The 21,912-nt window shown below is 34.6% G+C and carries 16 protein-coding genes and 1 pseudogene; 11 read left to right on the top strand and 6 right to left on the bottom strand.

Annotated elements, in window-relative coordinates; translation table 11 throughout:
* Positions 1-165: 165 nt before the first annotated feature.
* Positions 166-798, top strand: coding sequence for an SDR family oxidoreductase (locus BUC11_RS15050; protein WP_073355387.1), 633 nt, complete (start codon positions 166-168; stop codon positions 796-798).
* A gap of 248 nt (positions 799-1,046) precedes the next feature.
* On the opposite strand, the gene BUC11_RS15045 is transcribed toward BUC11_RS15050, so the two are convergent.
* Positions 1,047-1,979 (bottom strand): NAD-dependent epimerase/dehydratase family protein, encoded by a 933-nt coding sequence (locus tag BUC11_RS15045; protein ID WP_073355385.1) that lies wholly within the window; start codon positions 1,977-1,979, stop codon positions 1,047-1,049.
* A 185-nt stretch (positions 1,980-2,164) separates the two neighbouring features.
* Here BUC11_RS15045 and BUC11_RS15040 point away from each other — a divergent pair, with 185 nt between their 5' ends.
* Positions 2,165-2,884 carry a hypothetical protein gene (locus BUC11_RS15040; RefSeq protein ID WP_073355384.1) on the top strand — a complete coding sequence of 240 codons (720 nt, stop codon included), beginning with the start codon at positions 2,165-2,167 and terminating at the stop codon, positions 2,882-2,884.
* 114 nt (positions 2,885-2,998) lie between these two features.
* Here the strand turns inward: BUC11_RS15040 and BUC11_RS15035 are convergent, their stop codons facing one another.
* The 3 genes from BUC11_RS15035 to blaOXA form a co-directional block, all read right to left on the bottom strand.
* Positions 2,999-3,343: a DoxX family protein gene (locus tag BUC11_RS15035; protein ID WP_073355382.1), complete on the bottom strand. Its 345-nt coding sequence runs from the start codon at positions 3,341-3,343 to the stop codon at positions 2,999-3,001.
* Positions 3,343-3,690, bottom strand: a complete 348-nt coding sequence (locus BUC11_RS15030; protein ID WP_073355381.1) for a DoxX family protein — start codon at positions 3,688-3,690, stop codon at positions 3,343-3,345. Before BUC11_RS15030 ends, BUC11_RS15035 begins: the two co-directional genes overlap by 1 nt.
* Before the next feature lie 310 nt (positions 3,691-4,000).
* On the bottom strand, positions 4,001-4,822 hold the full coding sequence (blaOXA, locus tag BUC11_RS15025) for a class D beta-lactamase (protein WP_073355379.1): 822 nt from the start codon (positions 4,820-4,822) through the stop codon (positions 4,001-4,003).
* Positions 4,823-5,703: 881 nt separating this feature from the next.
* On the opposite strand from blaOXA, the gene BUC11_RS15020 reads away from it, so the two are divergent.
* Both BUC11_RS15020 and BUC11_RS15015 read left to right on the top strand, forming a co-directional pair.
* Positions 5,704-10,089, top strand: a complete 4,386-nt coding sequence (locus BUC11_RS15020; RefSeq protein ID WP_073355377.1) for a PKD domain-containing protein — start codon at positions 5,704-5,706, stop codon at positions 10,087-10,089.
* A 17-nt stretch (positions 10,090-10,106) separates the two neighbouring features.
* Positions 10,107-11,108: a PorP/SprF family type IX secretion system membrane protein gene (locus BUC11_RS15015; RefSeq protein WP_073355376.1), complete on the top strand. Its 1,002-nt coding sequence runs from the start codon at positions 10,107-10,109 to the stop codon at positions 11,106-11,108.
* 110 nt (positions 11,109-11,218) lie between these two features.
* Here the strand turns inward: BUC11_RS15015 and BUC11_RS15010 are convergent, their stop codons facing one another.
* The gene (locus BUC11_RS15010) at positions 11,219-12,088 is read right to left on the bottom strand and encodes a DUF808 domain-containing protein (RefSeq protein WP_073355374.1); all 870 of its coding nucleotides are present in this window, start codon (positions 12,086-12,088) and stop codon (positions 11,219-11,221) included.
* 200 nt (positions 12,089-12,288) lie between these two features.
* Here BUC11_RS15010 and BUC11_RS15005 point away from each other — a divergent pair.
* Positions 12,289-12,749, top strand: a pseudogene (locus BUC11_RS15005) (OsmC family protein).
* A 139-nt stretch (positions 12,750-12,888) separates the two neighbouring features.
* Here the strand turns inward: BUC11_RS15005 and clpB are convergent.
* Positions 12,889-15,492, bottom strand: a complete 2,604-nt coding sequence (gene clpB, locus BUC11_RS15000) for an ATP-dependent chaperone ClpB (RefSeq protein WP_073355372.1) — start codon at positions 15,490-15,492, stop codon at positions 12,889-12,891.
* Between the two features lie 143 nt (positions 15,493-15,635).
* On the opposite strand from clpB, the gene ytxJ reads away from it, so the two are divergent.
* The 6 genes from ytxJ to BUC11_RS14970 all read left to right on the top strand — a co-directional run bounded on the left by ytxJ (position 15,636) and on the right by BUC11_RS14970 (position 21,886).
* Positions 15,636-16,025: a bacillithiol system redox-active protein YtxJ gene (gene ytxJ, locus BUC11_RS14995; RefSeq protein ID WP_073355370.1), complete on the top strand. Its 390-nt coding sequence runs from the start codon at positions 15,636-15,638 to the stop codon at positions 16,023-16,025.
* 431 nt (positions 16,026-16,456) lie between these two features.
* Positions 16,457-17,596, top strand: coding sequence for an ergothioneine biosynthesis protein EgtB (gene egtB / locus BUC11_RS14990; RefSeq protein ID WP_073355369.1), 1,140 nt, complete (start codon positions 16,457-16,459; stop codon positions 17,594-17,596).
* A gap of 104 nt (positions 17,597-17,700) precedes the next feature.
* On the top strand, positions 17,701-17,982 hold the full coding sequence (locus tag BUC11_RS14985; RefSeq protein WP_073355390.1) for a DUF427 domain-containing protein: 282 nt from the start codon (positions 17,701-17,703) through the stop codon (positions 17,980-17,982).
* A 20-nt stretch (positions 17,983-18,002) separates the two neighbouring features.
* A complete protein-coding gene (locus BUC11_RS14980; protein ID WP_073355367.1) occupies positions 18,003-19,370 on the top strand; it encodes a mercuric reductase in 1,368 nt (455 codons plus the stop codon).
* Positions 19,371-19,374: 4 nt separating this feature from the next.
* On the top strand, positions 19,375-20,868 hold the full coding sequence (locus tag BUC11_RS14975) for a BCCT family transporter (RefSeq protein ID WP_175547766.1): 1,494 nt from the start codon (positions 19,375-19,377) through the stop codon (positions 20,866-20,868).
* 67 nt (positions 20,869-20,935) lie between these two features.
* Positions 20,936-21,886: an L-histidine N(alpha)-methyltransferase gene (locus tag BUC11_RS14970; protein ID WP_245793927.1), complete on the top strand. Its 951-nt coding sequence runs from the start codon at positions 20,936-20,938 to the stop codon at positions 21,884-21,886.
* Positions 21,887-21,912 lie beyond the last annotated feature (26 nt).

The raw sequence follows: 21,912 nt of genomic DNA, 5'->3' as shown, positions 1-21,912 counted from the left end.
TCTTGTTCTTGACATAATTCTGCTAATTTAAGGTTTTTAATCCTATCTTAAATTCACACAAAAAGTTGTACGTTTTTTGGGGAGCAGCATAGTTAATAAGTACTAATCTAAAGTTAAACAGTAAATTAGGTTTGGGTAAACTGCATGGTTTGCTTACTTTTAGGTATGGAAAATATATTAGTAGCAGGTGCAAATGGCACCACAGGAAAAAAAATAGTGGCTATTTTAAATGAATCCAACAATTTTCGTCCCATAGCCATGGTTAGAAAAGAAAAGCAACAAGCTTATTTTAAAGCTCAAAACATTGAAACTGTTTTGGGTGACTTAGAAGGTGATCTTTCTTCTGTTTTCAATCGACCGATTGATAAAGTAGTTTTCGCTGCTGGCTCTGCCGGGAAAAATGTTCTTGGAGTAGATCAAGAAGGAGCAAAAAAACTAATTGATGCCTCCAAAAAAGCAAACATTAGGAAGTTTGTAATGTTGAGTTCTATGGGAGCTGACAAACCGGAGGAAGCGACTCAATTGCAAGAATATTTAAAAGCAAAGCACAACGCCGATGAATATTTAAAAACAAGTGGTTTAGATTTTAGTATTGTCAGACCTGGTTCTCTAACTAATGAAGCTGCTTTAACTACCATTGAGCTGGAAGGAAAGTTAAATAAACATGGCGAAATTAGTCGGGAAGATGTGGCGCAAACTTTGGTACTAACATTAGATGATACCATAGCTAGTAAGGCTACTTTTGAAATTATTAAAGGAGAAACTTTGATAGGCAAAGCACTTGAGAAAGTGAGTTAGATTATCGAGTCTTGATTAAATACTTATACCTTTATAGTGAAAAGTGGTCATTCAATTAGGATAAGTATTTAGTGTATAACAGTTGCTTTGTCAGCTTATTTTTTATTCCTAGCTTTTTCTTCTTTTTTAGTAGAAGTCTTGGATTTAGAGAAATGCTGAATCAAGAATAAGTAGTGTATCAAATGGTTATGACAAATTTATTTAAAAGAGAAGGAGACTGAATTTAAGGAATCAAATCAGAAAAAGCGCTACTTTATCTTATAGTCGTTGATGATTATTTTAATTCCTTCTGCGTATGTTGTTACTTTAAAATCGGGAAATGTAGTTTTAAATTTTGAAGACTCAAAGATGTTATCAATCGCATAACGAGGAAGTAATTCCTGTGTTTCTTTAAGGTTTTTGTCAAAAAATGAACCAATTTTTAAGACGAGCCAAGGCAACACCTTGTATTTTACTTGTCGTCCTAATTGATGTTCTATTTCGGCGATAAATTGCTTGTAGGTTAACCTATTGTCGTCGCAGGGCAAGTGCCAGGTTTCCCCAAAAGCAGCAGCCGTATTACCAATTAGGGCCATGGCTTTACTGGCATCTGGAGTAAAGATAAGAGTACGTAAGACATTATCTTTTAAGAATACTTTGGGCTCTTTGCCTTTTTTTAGATTTTCGAAAATTAAACTGTTGGTCAGTCCTTTGGTTATACCGGAACCATAAAACTCTGGAGCTCTACAAATTACGGCTTCAATTTCCTTGTTTGCAATAGCTTTTAAAAGCAGTTCAGCTGCTAGTTTCTTTCCCTTTCCTTTTTCTCCATTTGAGGTTAAAGGAGTATTTTCCGTTTGGATTTTGCTGTCTTGCGGATAGGCATAGGTGTTGTCAAAATAGACAAGTTTGCAATGATTCTTTCTACAGGCGTTGATTACATTTTGCATTACAATAACCCAATCTCGAAGCCAAATTTGGGAATCGTACGGCAACCCCACGGTTAGGTAAGCTATATCAGTATTTTCTAGCGCTTTTACAACACTTTCTGAATCCATTAGGTCTGCTCTAAAAAGTTCATCATTTGGATCTACTTTTTGGGGATTGCGGCCCACTAGTTTAATGTGAGGCGTATAATTTTTCCGCAGCTCACGGGCCAATCCTTCTCCTATTATCCCGTTTGCTCCTAGTATTGTTTGCATTATATATTTATTTCTTGTGTCTTGTTTGCATGCTAAGATAAGAATAATAGTTAGGGAATATTTCAAAAAAAGCAGCAGCAATAACTACATATAATGAAGTGATAAGTTTAAATAATGGGAATTCAATTCAAAAGAGGAATAAAAGTGACTATTTTTGTTTCTTAGAATCATTTAAATACAGGATTATGAAAACTATTTATAAAGCAGCTGTACTTATTATTACAGTCCTTTTTAGCAGTACTGCCGTATTTGCTCAGACAAAGGATGAAAAGGCAAATTTAATTGTGCAAGAAATGCTTACGGCCATGGGCGGTATCAAAAACTACAATGCGACCCATTTCATTCAATGGGATTTTGTGAACAGAAAAATATTTTGGGACAAATGGACTGGAGATGTTCGCATTGAGAACCCAGCAGCAAAGCAAGTGGTTTTAGTAAACATAAACACTTTAAAAGGCAAGGCCTATGAGAATGGAGTACTTGTGAATGATGATGCCAAGACCCAAGAGCTACTAGTAAAAGCTAAAAACTGGTGGATCAATGATTCGTATTGGTTGGTGATGCCTTGGAAATTACAAGATCCAGGAGTACAACTAAAATATATAAAAACTGATCAATTACCAGATGGTAAAACGGTAGATATTTTGCAACTTACCTTTAATGCAGTTGGTGTAACCCCTGAAAATAAATACTGGTTGTATGTAGATAAAAAAGAGCATTTAATTACGCAATGGGCCTACTATAAAAACTTTAATGATACGGAGCCAAAGTTCTTAAAACCTTGGAATAATTATCAAAAAACGGGTACTATTTTACTGTCTTTTGACAGACCTAATGAAGATGTAGGACCAAAAAATGTGATTGTTAAATCAAATTTTGATGCCTCTATTTTTACGGAACTATAAAAAAGAACTTTTGTAATTAATTTTTGCAAGTACAAAAAAACCAGTCTATATCAGGCTGGTTTTTTTGTATTATTGATTATTGTTTTTCCTATCCAACTACTACGTACCTTAATTCTAGAATATTTTTAGTGTTTCAATAAAGATATATAAGTTTAGCCCAAAATAAAATAAAGCAGGAGATGACGCCCACAAACCGTCTTTAATTTTTAGTCTTACAATTACTCCCAAAAACATCAATAAAGCTAAACCTCCGGCGGAGAGCAGTAAAATAGAGTCGTATAGTAAGCCAATTAGTAAACCTAAAGCTCCCACAATCTCTAAAACTGCAGTAAGCGTTCCAAATTTACTCAATCCAAAGCGGACAAATTCACTTTTCATTTTTGGGTTTGTAAAATAAGCGATTCCATAGACTAAGAAAGAGAGACTCGAAAAAAGAATTAAAACTACTAGTAAACGCATTAGGCAATTAAATTAAGGGTTACGGCAGCAATATACAGACTTAGTAGCATCAGAAACAAAGATGGTATGCGCTTTTGCCAAGGATTATTTACTTTAAAGTGAAAATATTGCGCGCTCAACATCAAGAAAGCCATTAAAAGTGCTGGAATTAACACGAGCGAAGGATACCAGATACCTGTAATAAGCAAAGTTGCCAATGCTATTTTCGTTGCTCCAACAAGGGTTCGTGTCAAATCACTCAGCCCATATTGCTTAAATTCTTTTACAATATTATCAAAGCGGAATACCCATACAATAATAACAGAAATAGCGACAATGAGTTGTGCAATCACGGATAAATTTATCATTTTAGTTTTTTTTAAATTTTCTTACTCTTTTGGCTTTTCAGGTGTTGCCCCGTTATTTTATAGTGAGTTCTGGTCTTCACTTATATACTGCTTGTTTAATTCGGTTTCAAAATTAATTTATAATTTTATGTTGGCTTTAAACTATTGTAACGGCTACAAAATTAGGATAAATTAGTACTGGAATTCGATCATTTTGAGATGGTCTATTCTAGGTAATCGCTAGATTAAGTTAAACGAAAAATACGATTCGGAAAGGTAATGTTTTTGAGACACAACTTAAACCAAAACGACGGTTGCCCATTCATCTTTGCTATTTAATTAGTTTTAATTTTTTTAATGCTTCTTTGGTCGAATTTAAGCGAATAATTGGAAATTCTTCCATGTTTGTTTCTTGCTTTTCCACATTTGTTGCGAAAAAATAAACAGAATTATTCGTTTCTAAATACCCAACTAACCAGCCATTATTCATTCCATTTCTCATTCCCCAGCCGGTTTTTCCGCTTAAAATATAATTTTCCGTTTTCTCAAGCTGCATTATGTCTCTCATTATTTTTTCGGTTCTTTTTGAAATCGGTAATTGTGAGAAATATAATCTTTCTAAAAAGTCAATTTGTTGCATCTGAGAAAATATTGATTTTCCTTCTAGCCAAAAATTATCAATTGTTAAAGTATCGAAAATCATTCCATCATAACTTAATTTTTTCAAGTACGATTTCATTCTTTTTACACCTATCTTTCTTGCGATTTCTTGATAACAAGGAACGCAAGAAACTTGAAATGCTTTTTTGAAAGTCAAATCTTCTTCCCATTTTTTAAATCTACGCTTATCTCCGTTCCATTTAAAAATTGTAGAATCGTTTTTAATTATTCCAGATTCTAAAGCAATAATTGAATTTGGAATTTTGAACGTTGATGCTGGAATTACTCCTGTTTTTGACCATTCAAAGTCGTTAGAATAATACGTTTTATTTTTTACATCATAAATTAAAATGGAACCTTTTACTTTTAAACTATCTAAAATATTTCCAAATTCGGACTTTACGATTTCTTTTGGTTTTAAATTTTTAGTTTGGCAATTTCCATAAAAATTCACAAATAATATTAGATTAAAAAGGACGAATAGCTTTCTCATTTTAATTTATTTTCCCTTAGGCTGTCTGTTATTCTAAGATAACAGACAACTTATTTACAGCTCTAAAGTATCAGACTTATCTGCCTTATTATGTTTGTAAAAGTCGGCTTAATTTCAGACTAAATTCTTTAACGAATATATAAATAATTCTTTACAAATCATTAAATGAATTTTAATTTAATGAAGAGTTTTGGTATACTTTGTAGTTTGAATTTGTAGTTTTAAATCTGTTCTTTTTTTAATATTCTATTTAGCTAGGAGGTAGCGTTCTCACTTAAATGTAAGGCGTAATTGAAATGGGCAACAGAGCGTTAATCTGGTTTGGTTTTAAAATACGGATGCAATTGTTCCTTATTGAATGTGAATGCTCTAGGTTGGAGGATGGGTAATTGTTCTAATGAAAATTTGATGGTATTGATAGACCTGATAGTAACGGCATCCTTTATGTCTTTTCTTTAAGGACATAAAGATAGAGTGAATAGCAGGAGTGGTATTGTTCTGTAAAAATAGCCTTCTGCTCCAAAAACACAGAGCAATATTATTTATAATTAATTGGCTGTCAATATTTAATTTATAGTGTGTAGTTTGATTTTTTGTTTGGGTACGTGGGTTCACTCATTTAATTTTTATAAAGAATTGAAAATATTGTCAATTGAAAATAGCGATAAAGTTATCAGCTACTCAGAAAAATAGAATTTAGATTGAAACAGGTTTGTTTAATGGGTTTATTGTAACGTTATGTGGATAATTGCGTGTGTATTGCTATGTTTTTCACTTATAAGATATGTATTATGAAAAAAAACAAAATAATATGAATTGAAATCTTTATAAGTTCAAAAAAAAACAGATACTTTTGCGCCATAATTTACGAATTTTATTACATGAGGAATCTTTATCTTCTAGCACATATCTTTTTTTTATTAGTGGCTGTTTCGGTTTTTGCAAATAGTAAAACAGGTGATACAAGCCATGACAAAAAAATACACTCTACAAATTATAAAATTGAATTAGTAGCGCCTGTTGTTACTTTTGTTTATAATAATGATGGTAGTTGTTCTGGTACTCCAATAATATTTACTTCAAGTATAAGTGGCGATGCTCCTTATACTTACCAATGGGATTTTGGAGATGGAGGTGTATCTACTGTTGCTAATCCCACTCATATTTTTACAGCTGTTGGTTGTGGAACTCAAAATTTCAATGTAAAACTAACTGTTACTGATCGCAACGGCGTGAGTACGTCCCTTACAAAAGTTGTTTTGGTAAAGCAAAAGCCAGATTTGAAATTTGTAAATTTAAATCCATCCTCAGGCACAGGTGCTCCTTTCGAAAAATGTGGGGATAATAATTCGGATCCTAGATATACAATTAATGTAGGGAATTCTTCCAGTTCAATTTCATGTATTGCCTCCTATAATATAGAATGGGGAGATGGGACTGTTGAAACAAATGTTACCTTTCCCAGAATGCATACCTATATGCGTTTAGGATCATTTAATATGGTTATAACAGCTGTAGGTACTAACGGCTGTACTAATTCAATCACGTATGTAGTTAAAAACTCAAATAATCCAATAGGAGCACTCATCGCTCCGGGAAATACTACTAATTTTTGTATTCCAGTTGCTCCAATGGATTTTGCTATAGGTTCGTGGGCACTCAATCCTTCAGATACGAATTATACCGTTAATTATGGAGATGGCACCATTCGAAATTATACTCAAGCCCAACTAGAAGCCTCTGTTTATTATAATAGGATCAATCCGTCTGCCTCCCAAAACTTTCCTATTCCGCATACTTTCACACGCTTCAACTGTCCCTCTGGCAACACTGTTGGACTAACCATAACCACATCCTGTGGTAGTACTTTCCTAACTGCTGGTCCAATCATTATTTTAGATGTGCCTATTGTAGATTTTAGCGTTACTAATATTGCTTGTGCCAATACGTCAGTTTTTTTTAATAATAATACGATTGCAGGATATACTAATGACTGTAGCACTTTTAATGTGTACACTTGGAATTTTGGTGATGGAACTCCAGTTTCAAGACAGGTCAATCCTAGTCATGTATACACAACACCGGGGACGTATACGATTTCATTGTTTGCAGAAACACCTTGTGGTATAGGAAGAACGGTTACCAGAACAATTTGTGTAGAACCTATTTTACAACCGACTTTTACTTTTGCAAGAGCGTGTGCAGGAACAGATGTACAGATCACCAATACCACGGATACGCGACAAAGTTGTGGTACGGAAAGTTATTATTGGGAAATCACTAATTATTTTGAAGGCTTTTGTGGTAAAAGACCTGAGCAATGGTTTTTTACAAATGGTACCGGTTCCTTTTCAAAAAATCCAGTGATCAATTTTGTTACGCCTGGGACGTATTATCTTAGATTAAGAAGCCGAAATTCCTGTGGAATCGACCAATATAAAACGGAAATAATTGAGGTTAAGAAAAAGCCAGTTACTACTTTAAATCCCATATCAGATTTTTGTAATTCGGCAACAATTAATCCTGTAGGCACAGTGGTAGAAAGTTGTGCTCCAAGTTCTGAACTGACTTATCTATGGAGTTTTCCAGGTGGAACGCCATCGTCCTCGACCTTACTCAATCCAGGATCCATTAATTATGCTGTAAGTGGAAATTATCAAGCTATTTTTAGTGTTTCTAATAGCTGTGGAACGACAACTCAAACGAGAAATTTCTCGGTAAATACGGTATTGTCTCCTATCATATCACCAAAATCAGCCGAAATTTGTAGCGGTGGATCATTTCTAATTCGGCCTACTACTAATGGCACTGATAATGTTCCATCCAATACTACTTACACTTGGTCAAACCCTGTTGTGAATCCTTCAGGTTCGGTAAGTGGTGTATCTTCACAAGCATCACCTACAACGAGCATTGGTCAAACATTAATCAACACTACGAATAATCCAGCAACAGTAACGTATACCGTTTCACCTATCGCAGGGAGCTGTTCTGGGCCTAATTTTACGGTTACAGTAACGGTCAATCCATTGATAAATGTGGCTGAAACCATTAAAAACGCAACTTGTTTTGGGTCTGATGATGGTGCCATCAGTATTGCTGTAGCCGGCGGTATCCTTTTTGTAACAGGGCCATCCTATCTTTTTTCATGGACTGGACCTAATGGCTTTACTAGTACGAATCAAGCTATTTCTGGTCTGAAACCAGGTATTTATAATCTAAGAGTTATTGATAATGGTACTTGTCCTTTTACAAGAAGTTACACGGTTAGAGAACCAGATAAATTTAGTTTTTCTGGATTTAAAAATGATATATCTTGTTTTGGATTAAATGATGGAAAGGTTTCATTAACAACTACGGGTGGAACTCTGCCTTATGCCTTTGTATGGACTAGAAATGGAAACCCTCTTGCCACAACTGAGGATCTTAGTAATTTGTCTCCAGGAACGTACAAAGTAACCATTACGGAAGCGAACAATTGTGACACCTTGTCCGAAATTTTTACAATTATTGAGCCACCTTTGTTAGAGGTAGAACTTGTAAGTCAAGTGAATATTTTGTGTTATGGTGATTTTACTGGTGAAATTAATATAGTTACAACAGGCGGTAGAGCTACAGAAGTTGCACCTGGTGCTTTTGATTATAGATACAATTGGTCGGGACCAAATGGATACAGCAATACAAATCAGAATTTACGCAATGTAGCAGCCGGAACTTATAATTTAACAGTTACAGATAATTCTGGCTGTACAGATAACTTGCAAGTAATTTTACTTCAAAATAATGAAATACGGTTAGAGTTTTCAAAAACAGAGATAGCTTGTTACAATGATGCAAATGCTTCGATTACGATTACCAATATTACAGGAGGAATTCCTTTTGCAACAGGCAATCCGTACCAAATAAAATGGAGTAATTTAGGTACGGGACGTGTTCAAAATAATTTATCAGCGGGTACATATACCATCACAATTACAGACGCATTAAACTGTGAAAAAGCTTTTATTATAACCATTGGCAATGCGCCGGTTTTTACGATAAATCCAACTGTAAAGCAGATTTCATGTTTTGGAGCAAAAGACGCTTACATTCGATTGAATCTTATTGGAGGGAAAGCGCCTGTTACTTTAGTTTGGGAAGATGATCCAACCGCTGGTATAGATCGAAATAACATAGGACCCGGAAAATATACTGTAACCATTACAGATGGTAAATTTTGTAAAATTAAAGAAACTTTCCTCATTGTTGAACCTTTAATAATAGAATTACGAGCTGATGTTTCAAATCCTTTAAGTTGTTTGGACGCGAATACTGGAGCAATCAATTTGGTTGTAACTGGCGGCGCGCCTCCATTTACATATTCTTGGTCTAATGGTGCTACAACCGAGGATTTACAGAATCTTCCACCTGAAAATTACACCGTAACGGTAACGGATGCCAAGGGTTGTAAAAAATTGCAATCTTGGAAGATTATTCGATTCGAACAATTGACACCTACCATTGAAGTGCGTACTGATTTTGATTGTGCTACGAAATATGTGAAAGAAACATTTATAGGAAATGTCAAAGGAGGTGTTCCTCCATACCAATTAAGCTGGTCTGATGGTGTAGTTACCGGAGTGAACAATGAAATAATGAACACAAATAATAATGGCTTGATTATTTTTACTGTCACGGATAGCTTTGGTTGCACTGCAAATAGTACCTATAATGTAGCTACACCAGTTCTAGGTATAGCTAATTTCGAAACTAGTTCGTACGGAAATGATGTTTATGGTTTGTATTCAATTTTTGATCCGATACTATTCACCAACCTAGCCACGGGAGATTTTACAAAAATTTCATGGGATTTTGGTGATGGTAATTTTTCCGACGAGGAAAATCCAAAACATATTTATACTAGAGTCGGAACTTACACTATTAAGCAAACGGTTACGTATCCTTTTGGCTGTCAATATGTACATACGGCTACAGTGAATGTTGAAAAGGGGTACAGCCTAATAATGCCAAATGCATTTACGCCTAATAATGACGGTACAAACGATTCATTTGCTCCTGTATTTTTGGGGTTTATAGAAATGACTTTAGCGGTTTATGACTCTTGGGGAAGTGTCATCTACAGCGAAACTGGGCAAACTATAAAAGGATGGAACGGGAAGGTTAATGATTTAGATGCTGAAAATGGGAATTACTTTTTTAAACTTAGCGCCAAAACATTTTACAACCACACCATAATCGAAGATGGTGCTTTCACATTAATTAAATAAAAGTAACGAATCCACTAATGAAGATTAAACTATTTATCATACTTATTTTGTGTTTCTTTTACTCCACATTAAGAGCGCAAGATCCCGTTTTTACGCAATATTTTCTAATTCCTGAAACCTTAAATCCAGGTTTTTCAGGCTTCATGGAAACCACCTACACCGGTATAATCCATCGAGAACAGTGGCCGGATTTAGATTTAAAAATTACTACAGACTATGCTTTTATCAATACTTGGAACGAAAGTATGAATAGTGGTTTTGGTATCAGTGTTTTAAATCAAAGAGAAAATGTTACTAATTATAATTTTTCGCAAGTCAATGCGAATTATGCATACCGAGTAAGAATAAGTGATGATTGGGAATTTAGACCTGCTGTAGAAGTTGGGTTTGGGCTTAAATCATTTGCATTTCAAAATTTACTATTGGAAGATCAGATTAATATTAGATCAGGGATTATAAATACCAGCTCTATAGATCCACTTTTGTTAAACGATAAAGTTAGCTTTTTTGATGCTACAGCAGGGATGGTTTTTAATACTGAAAATATGTGGATTGGCCTGTCTATGAAGCACTTAAATAAACCAAATATTTCCTTCACTCAAGATGGTAATATACCGTTGAACACCTTTTTCTCTTTAAGCACTGGGTATGAATTTTTATTGGCTAATTATATCGATGTTCAATTCTTTCCATATGCGACTAAAATGTTTGTAACTGCTAATTATATGCAACAAGCTCGTTATAATCGCTTGGATATAGGAACATCGATCTTATTCGAGAAAATGTTTTTTGGTGCTACTGCTGTAACGAACCCTGCTAAAAATGGAATCAATAGCCATTTGTTAACATCGGTTAACCTTTTTACCGGCTTGCAATACGATCATCTGCGATTAGGAATCTCTTATGATTTAAATACTTCTAAAATTGGAAAAACGGGTGGTATTTATGAATTATCGTTAACCTATCAGTTTAACCTAGATAAAAAATGTTTTGGCTGTCCTAACTATACAGGCAGGTAAAGTAAAAGCGAATTAAAGTATTTCTAAAAAAAAAACACCAGCTGTTAGACTGGTGTTTAGATACTGTTCACAAAGTACTGCGCTTCGTAGAACGTGTTTTTTTGTGCGACTTACTTTTTACTAAAAATCTTTTTGAACACGTTTACGATTCCCAAAACAAGAAATCCAATTACGAGCCCGATTATAAATTCGGTTATAATAGAAGGTATTTGAGGTAAAATATGATGTAAAAAATCGATGTTATGTACAAATATACCTCCTGCTACTAATAATAGGGCAATAGTACCTATAACCGATAAACTTTTGATCACTTTAGGTAACGCTTGTACCATTAAATTTCCTATCGTTTTAGTAAAACTATTCTCCTTGGAGCTCACTTGCATTAGTTTTAAACCAACTTCATCCATTCGTACAATAAGCGCTACAATGCCATAAACTCCTACAGTTGCTATTATCGCAATGATGGAAACTACCACTATTTGAGATGAAATGGGTTTGCCAATGACAGTTCCTAACGCAATAATTACTATTTCTACGGACAAAATAAAATCAGTTACGATGGCTGACTTTATTTTTTCTTTTTCGAATGCTAAAATTTGCTCTTCTGTTAACGGCTCTAATGAAATTTCAGGTTTCAAATGGGCATGTGGAAAGAAGAATTCGTATATTTTTTCGGCGCCTTCATAAGCTAAATAAAGTCCGCCAAGGACTAAGATTATAATTACGGCAAGAGGCAAAAATGCACTTAGAAGAAAGGCAATGGGCAAAATGATTACTTTATTAAGGAATGAGCCTTTTGCTATTGCCCAAAGAACGGGTAGTTCTCTAGAGGACATAAATCCTGAAGCTTTCTCTGCATTTACAGCTAAATCATCGCCTAGAATTCCAGCTGTTTTTTTTGCTGCAATCTTACTCATAACTGCAACATCATCCATCATTGCAGCGATATCATCTAATAATGCGAAAAAACCTGATGCCATTTTTATTGTTTTAGTAACTGCGGTGAACTATTTTTTTATGGAAAAAATTTTGTTCTAGCGCTTTGCTTGTTTATTCCTGCGAATCTAAAACTTTTTTTAATTACTCTATTTATAAAATGGAGAAATTTTAGTTTCGGTTCACTCAAAACCTTTCTTTTTTAATCGTTCCGTTTTTAGTTACTTTTGAAATAAAAATAATTATGTGGTTCAAACACATTTTTAAAGCCAAATTAAACTGGATTTTTCTAAAAATCAGGAGTCGACCTATTCTAAAAGTCATTCCATATCAATTGCTAGCAAGGCTTTTCTGCTTGTCTCGGCTGCCAAAGCTTTCAAAGGCGATCCTAATTTGTACAATGCTGAAGATCTTTTATTAAGTAGTGTAGTTTCCTGTCACATGATGTCTCACTTATATGTTTGCGGCCAAAACGATATTGATGTCGTTTTCTATACAGACGAAGCGGAGGTAACTCAGGAGGTTTTGGACGACGGTAGCGTACGTTTTATTGCCATTAAACTGAATCCGAAAGTTTGTATCAGCAGCAAAGAAAAAATTGAACTAGCACTTAGCTTGCATAAAAAAGCAAACTAACTCTGTTTTATAGCTAATTCGTGTAATTTTCCAATTCTGCATTTTCCAACTTGTGAATTTGTAAATTAATTGTAATGCGTTTTTACGTAGTTTTTTTGGGCTAATTAAAAAACAGCAATTGAATTAGTCAGTTTTTTCCAGAAGAAGTTGGTCATAAAAAAAACCAGCCTTTCGACTGGTTTTCATAAGCTTAAATATTTCTAGATTTTTAAGAAAGTAATTCCGTTTGATTTCTAAATACTAATTTCCCATCAAAGGCATCAATCAAAACGATGCTTTCCGTGGTTATTTTACCAGATAGAATTTCCTTTGATAATTCATTGAGCACCTCTCTTTGAATGACTCTTTTCACTGGTCTAGCACCAAATTGCGGATCATATCCTTTCTCTGACAAATAAGCGATGGCTTCTGGAGTGGCGTCCATAGTAATGCCTTGAAGTGCTAGCATTTTGGTGACACTTTTGAGTTGGAGTCCCACAATTTTTGCAATATTTAGCGTGGTAAGTGGCGTGAACATGACAATTTCATCGATTCGATTGATAAATTCAGGTCGTACGGTTTGTTTCAATAATGCCAACACTTCGATTTTTGCGGCTTCTGTTGCGGCTTCCACACCTCCCTTTAAATTATCAAATTTATCTTGAATAATCTGACTTCCCATGTTAGAAGTCATAATGATAATCGTATTTTTAAAATCGGCGAGTCGGCCTTTATTGTCTGTCAAACGGCCTTCGTCTAATACTTGTAACAAGATATTGAACGTATCAGGATGCGCTTTTTCAATCTCATCAAGCAAAATCACTGAATAGGGTTTTCTACGTACGGCTTCAGTCAATTGTCCGCCTTCATCATAACCCACATATCCTGGAGGCGCACCAACTAAACGGCTCACACTGTGGCGTTCTTGGTATTCACTCATATCAATACGTGTCATGGCATTTTCATCATCAAATAAATATTCGGCTAAGGCTTTTGCCAATTCCGTTTTTCCAACCCCAGTTGTGCCTAAGAAAAGGAATGTTCCTACTGGTTTTTTCATGTCCTGTAATCCGGCTCGGCTTCTTCGAACGGCATCACTCACGGCTTCAATAGCTTCTTCTTGACCTACGACTCTGAAATGCAATTCATCCTCCAGTTTCAATAGCTTTTCACGTTCTCCTTGAAGCATTTTCATCACGGGAATTCCGGTCCATTTAGCCACCACTTCGGCGATATCTTCGCGGGTAACTTCTTCTTTAATCAAGGATGTTCCTGACTGGTTTTCTTGCAATTGTTTTACAAGAACGTCTAATCTTTCTTGTGCTTCTTTTATTTTTCCGTATCGAATTTCGGCTACCTTACCATAATCGCCTTCGCGTTCTGCACGTTCTGCTTCGTATTTAAAATCTTCAATTTCAGTTTTAACTCCTTGGATGTTATCGACGACATCTTTCTCAGATTTCCATTTGGCGTAAATTTCGTTCCGATCTTCTTTGAGATTTGCCAAATCCATTCCTAAAATTTTGAGTTTACTTTCGTCTTTTTCTCGTTTAATAGCTTCGATCTCAATTTCTAATTGCATGATTTTCCGATCCAAAACATCCAGTTCTTCGGGTTTAGAATTGATTTCCATGCGCAGTTTTGAGGCTGCTTCATCCATCAAATCAATTGCTTTATCAGGAAGAAAACGATTCGTAATGTACCGTTGCGATAATTCGACAGCCGCAATAATAGCATCATCTTTTATTTGGACTTTATGATGGGTTTCGTATTTTTCTTTGATACCTCGTAAGATCGAGATAGCACTTTCGGTATCTGGTTCTTCGACAACTATTTTTTGGAATCGTCTTTCGAGTGCTTTGTCTTTTTCAAAATATTTTTGGTATTCGTCCAATGTTGTGGCACCAATAGCACGTAATTCGCCACGAGCCAAGGCGGGTTTCAAAATATTAGCGGCATCCATAGCGCCTTCGCCACCGCCAGCGCCTACTAGCGTGTGGATTTCGTCGATGAATAAAACAATATCTCCTTCGGCAGAGGTCACTTCTTTTACCACCGCTTTTAAACGTTCTTCAAATTCTCCTTTGTATTTTGCACCAGCAATTAGTGCACCCATATCAAGGGAATACACAATTTTATCTTTTAAATTATCAGGAACATCTCCGTCAACAATTCTGTGTGCTAATCCCTCTGCAATGGCAGTTTTCCCCACTCCAGGTTCGCCCACAAGCATAGGGTTATTTTTGGTTCTACGGGTTAGAATTTGTAGGACTCGTCTAATTTCTTCATCCCGACCAATAACGGGATCTAATTTCCCTGAGCGTGCGAGTTCGTTGAGGTTTTTGGCGTATTTATTTAATGAATTGTAGGTTTCTTCGGCAGAGGCAGAAGTTACCCGTTCTCCTTTTCGCAATTCTTCGATAGCAGCTTTCAACCCTTTTCCGGTCACGCCTTGGTCTTTTAGGATTTGGGCAGCCTTAGTTTTAGAATCAAAAATGGCTAAAATTAAATGCTCTATCGAAACGAATTCATCGTTCATTTTTTTAGCAATAATTTCCGCCTCATTTAGCGTGGTGTTTGCTGTTCTAGAAAGCATTATTTCGCCACCAGAAACTTTGGGGAAACTCTGTATCGTACTATCCAATATTTGGAGAAATAAGGGAACATTGACGTTGAGCTTTTTCAAAATAAAAGGTGCGACATTTTCATCGACTTCAAAAATTGCCTTGAAAATATGTTCGTTTTCTATTTGTTGTTGTCCTTGACTTTGTGCCAATTGTTGCGAAAGCTGAATGGCCTCCTGAGATTTGATCGTGAATTTATTTATGTTCATCACTTTATATTGTTTATGTTATTTGTCTAACTTTGCAATCCAACATTCAATTTATAGTCCAATACAATAATACAGACAAATTGACGGAAATTTCATGATTTTTATCATGTTTTAAAGTCAAAATGTCTTAAAACAAGACAATTATGAGTTTCTTTAAAAATATTTTTAATAGTTCAGATGACAACGATTCAAATGAAAAAAAAATCGACTGGAAAGAACTAACTGATTTAGGGCAACTGAATGAAATTAGTGCCATTTCGAATGAAAAAGCGGTAGCTATTTTTAAACACAGTACGCGTTGTAGTGTGAGCAGAATGGCGTTGAAGCAATTTGAAAAGGAATTTGATTTATCAGATAAAGTTACGCCTTATTTTCTAGATTTAATTGCCTATCGTGATATTTCCAATGAAATATCGAGTCGTTTTGGGGTGACACATCAATCTCCACAATTGCTTTTGATTAAGGATGGAAAAGCTATTTATACCGTTTCGCACAGCGATATTAATGCGGAAGCTTTAAAAGATAAAGTATAGTTCTTAAAAACTATAGCTAGCAAGCCACGAATTCCTTAATTATTAATTTAATTAGTGAATTCGTGGCTTTTTAGATTAAAATTATAATAAACTTCAGTTATTATTTTGCTGTTTAAATCCTTTTTTAAAAAGGTTTTTTTGCGTTTAAACATGTTCTTTTACCTCTATAAATTGTATTGCTATTTCTCAGTAGCTTTAAAAGTATAATCAAATTTTTACAGGCACTAAATTAATCAAATACATGTTCTTCATTATTTTAAAATCTTCGCTTACCAAAATTCCTAAAAACAAAATTTATACACCTTTTCAGAGTTAATTAGTCAGGAAATTAAATCGTAATTATATAAATAATACTTTTAAAAATGTAATTTTAAAGGAGACTTATTGTGTTAACTTACATCTAATTAAGTTAATATGTAATATGGGATCTTATGATTGATTGTTTTTTAAGAATAAGACAAATTTCAGAACAGCTTTGCAAACCTTTATTTATCGAGGATTATTCGCTTCAAGCGAGTGAATTTGTATCTCCGCCAAAGTGGCATTTAGCGCATACTACTTGGTTTTGGGAAGAATTTGTGTTGACAAAATACGTCGAAAACTATGTTCTTTACAATGAGGATTTTCATTTTTTATTCAACAGCTATTATAATAATGTCGGTAAACGTGTTTTGCGTCCTGCGCGGGGTTTAATGTCTAGGCCTTCGGTTGCAGCAGTTTATAACTATAGAAAGTATGTCACTGATGCTGTGGCCGCTTTTTTAAATACAAATCCAAAGAAAGAGATTTTAGCTATTATCGAACTTGGTATCAATCATGAGGAACAACATCAAGAACTTTTGGTTTACGACATTAAATATATTCTAGGAAACCAACCTACTTTTCCCGTATATCAAGATAGTTTTAAAACTAAAGTTGAAACTCAAGCAGCTGATTTTATAAAGATTAACGCTGGTTTATATGAAATAGGGCATCAAGAACAGGGTTTTTGTTTTGATAATGAGTTAGAGAGTCATAAAGTATATGTAAATGATTTTGAAATTAGTAATACGCTAGTTACCAATCAAGAATATTTAGATTTTATTTTGGCTGGAGGCTATAAAAATTTCAATTTTTGGCATGATGACGGCTGGAGTTGGATAAATAGCAATAAAATTGAAGCGCCGTTATACTGGTACAAAATCCATGGTGAATGGTGGAATTATACTTTGAATGGTTTAGAGAAAGTAGTTCTTGATTTGCCGGTGATGCATATTAGTTTCTATGAAGCTTTTGCCTATAGCGAATGGAAAGGCTGCCGTTTACCAACCGAATTTGAGTGGGAAATTGCAAGTGATAAATTCCATTGGGGGCAACTTTGGGAATGGACAAATAGTGCCTACTTAGCTTATCCAGGATTCAGTAAATCACCCGGCGCGCTAGGAGAATACAACGGTAAGTTTATGGTCAATCAAATGATTCTTCGAGGTGGATCGGTAGCAACTCCTGAGGGACATAGTCGAAAAACATATCGCAACTTTTTTCCTCCAGATATGCGTTGGCAATTTGGCGGTTTACGATTAGCAAAATAATTAAAAACCAATAGTATGAAATGAGCATGACATAGATTTGGTTGCAAATACCGATGATGATATGCGAATTCCATATTCCAATAAAAAACAAATATTATCTACATATGAAAGCAATATTTAATAAAACAGTGATCGCGCAAAGTGACAAAATAGTAGTTGTAGAAGGAAATAATTATTTCCCTTTGGAAAGCATCAATATGGATTATTTTACTGAAACGACTCATCGTTCAACTTGCCCATGGAAAGGAGAAGCTTCTTATTACACTGTAAAAGTTAATGATGAAATTAGTGAAAACGCGGCTTGGTTTTATAAAAATCCTAAAGATGCGGCTAAGGAAATAAAGAATCATGTAGCATTCTGGAAAAACGTTTCGGTTGAAAAATAGATTTTTAATTTATAATGCAGATGAAAAAGTTTGATTTTGTAATTATCGGCAGCGGGCAAGCGGGAGTACCTTTGGCATTTAGCCTATCAAAAAAAGGAACGGTAGCACTTATTGAAAAAAGTTTTTTAGGTGGAACTTGTGTCAACAATGGCTGCGTTCCTACAAAAGCGTATGTGGCCAGCGCACGCAGAATGTGGGATAGCTTGCATGGTGAAGAGATGGGAATCGATATTCCAGCTGGTGCAAAAGCTAATCTGGAGAAAATAAAAGCTCGAAAAGATATTTTAGTAAAAGGTTCCCGAGAAGGAATTGAGAAAAGTATTTCCAGCAATGATAAGATTACTCTTTTTAGAGGTGAAGCTCATTTTATTTCTAATTATAAAATTGCGATTAACGATGATAAAATTACTGCAAAACAAATCTTTATAAATGTGGGAGCAAGAGCAATTATTCCCAAAGAGTTTTCGAAGGTAGATTATTTAACCAATGTCGATATTTTAGAGCTAGCAAAATTACCTGAGCATTTAATAATTATTGGCGGCAGCTATATTGGATTGGAATTTGGTCAAATGTTCAAGCGTTTTGGCAGCAAAGTTACAATTATTGAAAGCGGGGATCGACTTATTAGTAAGGAAGATGAAAATGTAAGCGACGCAATTGCCACAATTTTACAAGAGGACGATATAGCAATAGAGTTCAATGCGGAAGAAATAAATGTGACGCAGGGTGGTACTGAAATTCTAGTAGAAATAAATGGAGGCGATAAAGAAATTACGGGTACTCATTTACTGCTAGCTGTAGGTCGGGCACCAAATACCGATACATTACAGTTAGAAAACACCTCGATTATGTATGATGAGGAAGGATATATTACCGTAGATGATTATTGCAAAACGAACACAGCAGGTATTTTTGCGATAGGCGACTGTAACGGAAAAGGTGCGTTTACGCATACCTCTTACAATGATTTCCAAATTGTAGAGGAGTACATCCTTGGAGCTAAAAAAAGAAAAATTAGTGACAGAATTACTACGTACGGATTGTTTATTGATCCACCATTAGCAAGAGTAGGGATGACAAAAGCCGAAGCTACGGAGAAAGGTTTCTCTATTTTAATTGGGCGAAGGCCAATGGATAAAATAGGTCGCGCCAAAGAAAAAGGAGAGACAAAAGGGTTTATGGAGGCGATTATTGATGCTAAAACAAATCAGTTTTTAGGAGCTTGCGTTTTAGGTGTTGGTGGTGACGAAATCATCAGTGGAATTACAAATTTGATGTATGCAAAACAACCTTATACGATTTTTAGAGATGCAATTCACATTCATCCTACCGTTAGCGAATTAATACCTACTATGCTAGAAGACCTACAACCAACCACTAAAGAATAATATTTTGATTACAAAATTGTATGGTTATATTCGACCCAGTAGCTTATTATTTTATGGGTCAATTTTTAGTTTTTTTTTCTTTCTGACTGGTTTATTTGCACCAGCATTTTTAACGCAAGTGTTGAATAAGGTAAACCAAAATTTATTAACTGTCTTTGGCACGTATTATTTATGGGTTGGCTTGATCACCGTTATTGCAGCTGTGGTTATTTTGTTTCTGCCTTTGCGCAAGCAGCGTTTAGGAGATGAAAAACCCGCTTTTTCTTATTTCAGTTGGGTTGCTCTTTTATATAGTACTGGCATGGGTTCGGGATTGTTGTTACGAGCAGTTCAGGAGCCAGCATACTATCTCAACAATCCTCCTGTTGCCACCGCTAATAATAAGGTCACGGCTTTACAATACACTTTTTTTCATTGGGGTTTTACACCGTGGGCCATGTACAGTTTATTTGGATTGATTGTGGCTTACAATCTTTATGTAAAAAAAGTCCCAAATTTATTAGATGCCATTGTGCCTTACACTAAAAGTAAAATGATAAAATTCATAGCTACACTATTTATTGTTTTAATTACAATAACGGGTGTTATAGCTTCATTAGGATTAGGAACTGCACAAGTTGTGAATGGCATTGAATATGCTTTTAAAGTCACTTATGGAACTAATTTTTTATTGTTAATGGTTGTTTTTATCGGAATCGTGGCAACCTATTCGGCATTGACAGGAATAAACAAGGTGATCAAATTTTTAGCTGATTTCGATTTTACATTTTCAATTATACTTATGCTGTTTATTGGTTTTTTTCTGAATTTTAACACTTTTTTGTATCAAACTGCTTTAGCTTTTTATAATTATGTAATTCATTTTTTCGAAATGAGCTTGTCATTTGGAAGCTATAAAACTGCCCCGAGCTTTACACAAGAATGGACCGTTTTTTATTGGGCTTTTTGGTTAGCTTGGGTTCCATTCACTGGAATTTTTATCGCTAGAATATCTAAAGGTAGAACAATAAAAGAGTTTTTAATCACCACTATTTTTATTCCAACACTAGCTACCGTAATATGGTTTTCCGTATTTGCAAATGCGGCTTTCGATATAATTACCACAGATGACAATACACAATTTAATGATGTTTTCAGTTCATTATTTGTTTTTTTAGAGCATTTTCCATTTCATTATATTACCTTTTTTATCGCTGGATTATTGGTGCTTATTTCCATAATAAATTCTGTTGATTCGGCCATATTCGTATTAGGAATGTTCAGCGATAATGGAAACGAAAATCCTTCTAAAAAGCATAAACTGGGATGGGGATTTATAATTACAGCCACCGCACTTGGACTTACCGCTATTGGAACCAGTGAATTACTTAATGGGATTAGCAATTTATTGGTCATTATGGCTCTGCCTTTTAGCTTTTTATATGGCTATATCATTTTTATGTTTTTTAAAAATACTATTGTAAAGAAAAAAGCGCTCAGTGATAGATACAAGTCTTGAGTTTATACTTTAAGCATTTCTCATTTTTAAAAATTGATATCAAAACCAGATGAAAGAGACAAACACTATGAACAAAATAGAAAATACTAGTACTATGATTGACCAACTTAAAAAAGAAGTTGATCACGGATTAAGCACTGTAGAAAAATTCTTGCCTTCAAAATATTTTTATGATAAATCAGGAGATGCTCTATTTGTAAAAATCATGAATTTACCAGAGTACTATGTAACACGAGCGGAGCATGAAATTTTTAAAACGCAAACCTACGCAATTATAAAAGCTTTGCAACTCGACCCTGATATCTATTTTGACCTAATAGAACTTGGCGCGGGAGATGGTTTAAAAACTAAAGAACTTTTGAGAGAACTAGACCGATTAAACTATAGGTTCGATTACATGCCAGTAGATATTTCGCAAAGCGCTCTAGACAACTTAAAAGTGGATCTAAACAAGGAATTACCTAGCCTATCAATACAGAAAAAACACGGTGATTATTTTGAGGTTTTAGAATTATTAAAAGAAAATAAGCATCCAAAAGTGATTCTGTTTTTAGGATCGAATATTGGAAATATGTCTGATGACGTTGCTACTGATTTTTTGTCGAAATTAAGTGATAATTTACAAAAAAAGGATAAGTTATTTTTAGGAGTGGATTTAATTAAACCGGCCTCCATAGTGCTTCCTGCTTACAATGATAGCCAAGGAATTACAGCGGCTTTTAACCTAAATTTGCTAGATAGAATAAACAGGGAGTTAGAAGCCAATTTTGATTTACAATTTTTTAACCATCAACCTGAGTATCATGAAAGCGACGGAATTGCTAAAAGTTATTTGGTTAGTACCAAAGCGCAACAGGTTTACATTGCTAAAATCAATAAAAGTTTTGATTTTTTCGAAGGCGAAAAGATATTGATGGAAATATCCAGAAAGTATAATGATAGCATTCTATATGCTGCTCCCCAAAAAACGTACAACTTTTTGTGTGAATTTAAGATAGGATTAAAAACCTTAAATTAGCAGAATTATGTCAAGAACAAGAAGAG

This window comes from Flavobacterium xanthum (assembly GCF_900142695.1).
Lineage (GTDB): Bacteria > Bacteroidota > Bacteroidia > Flavobacteriales > Flavobacteriaceae > Flavobacterium > Flavobacterium xanthum.
This window is presented reverse-complemented; position numbering and strand designations above follow the sequence as displayed.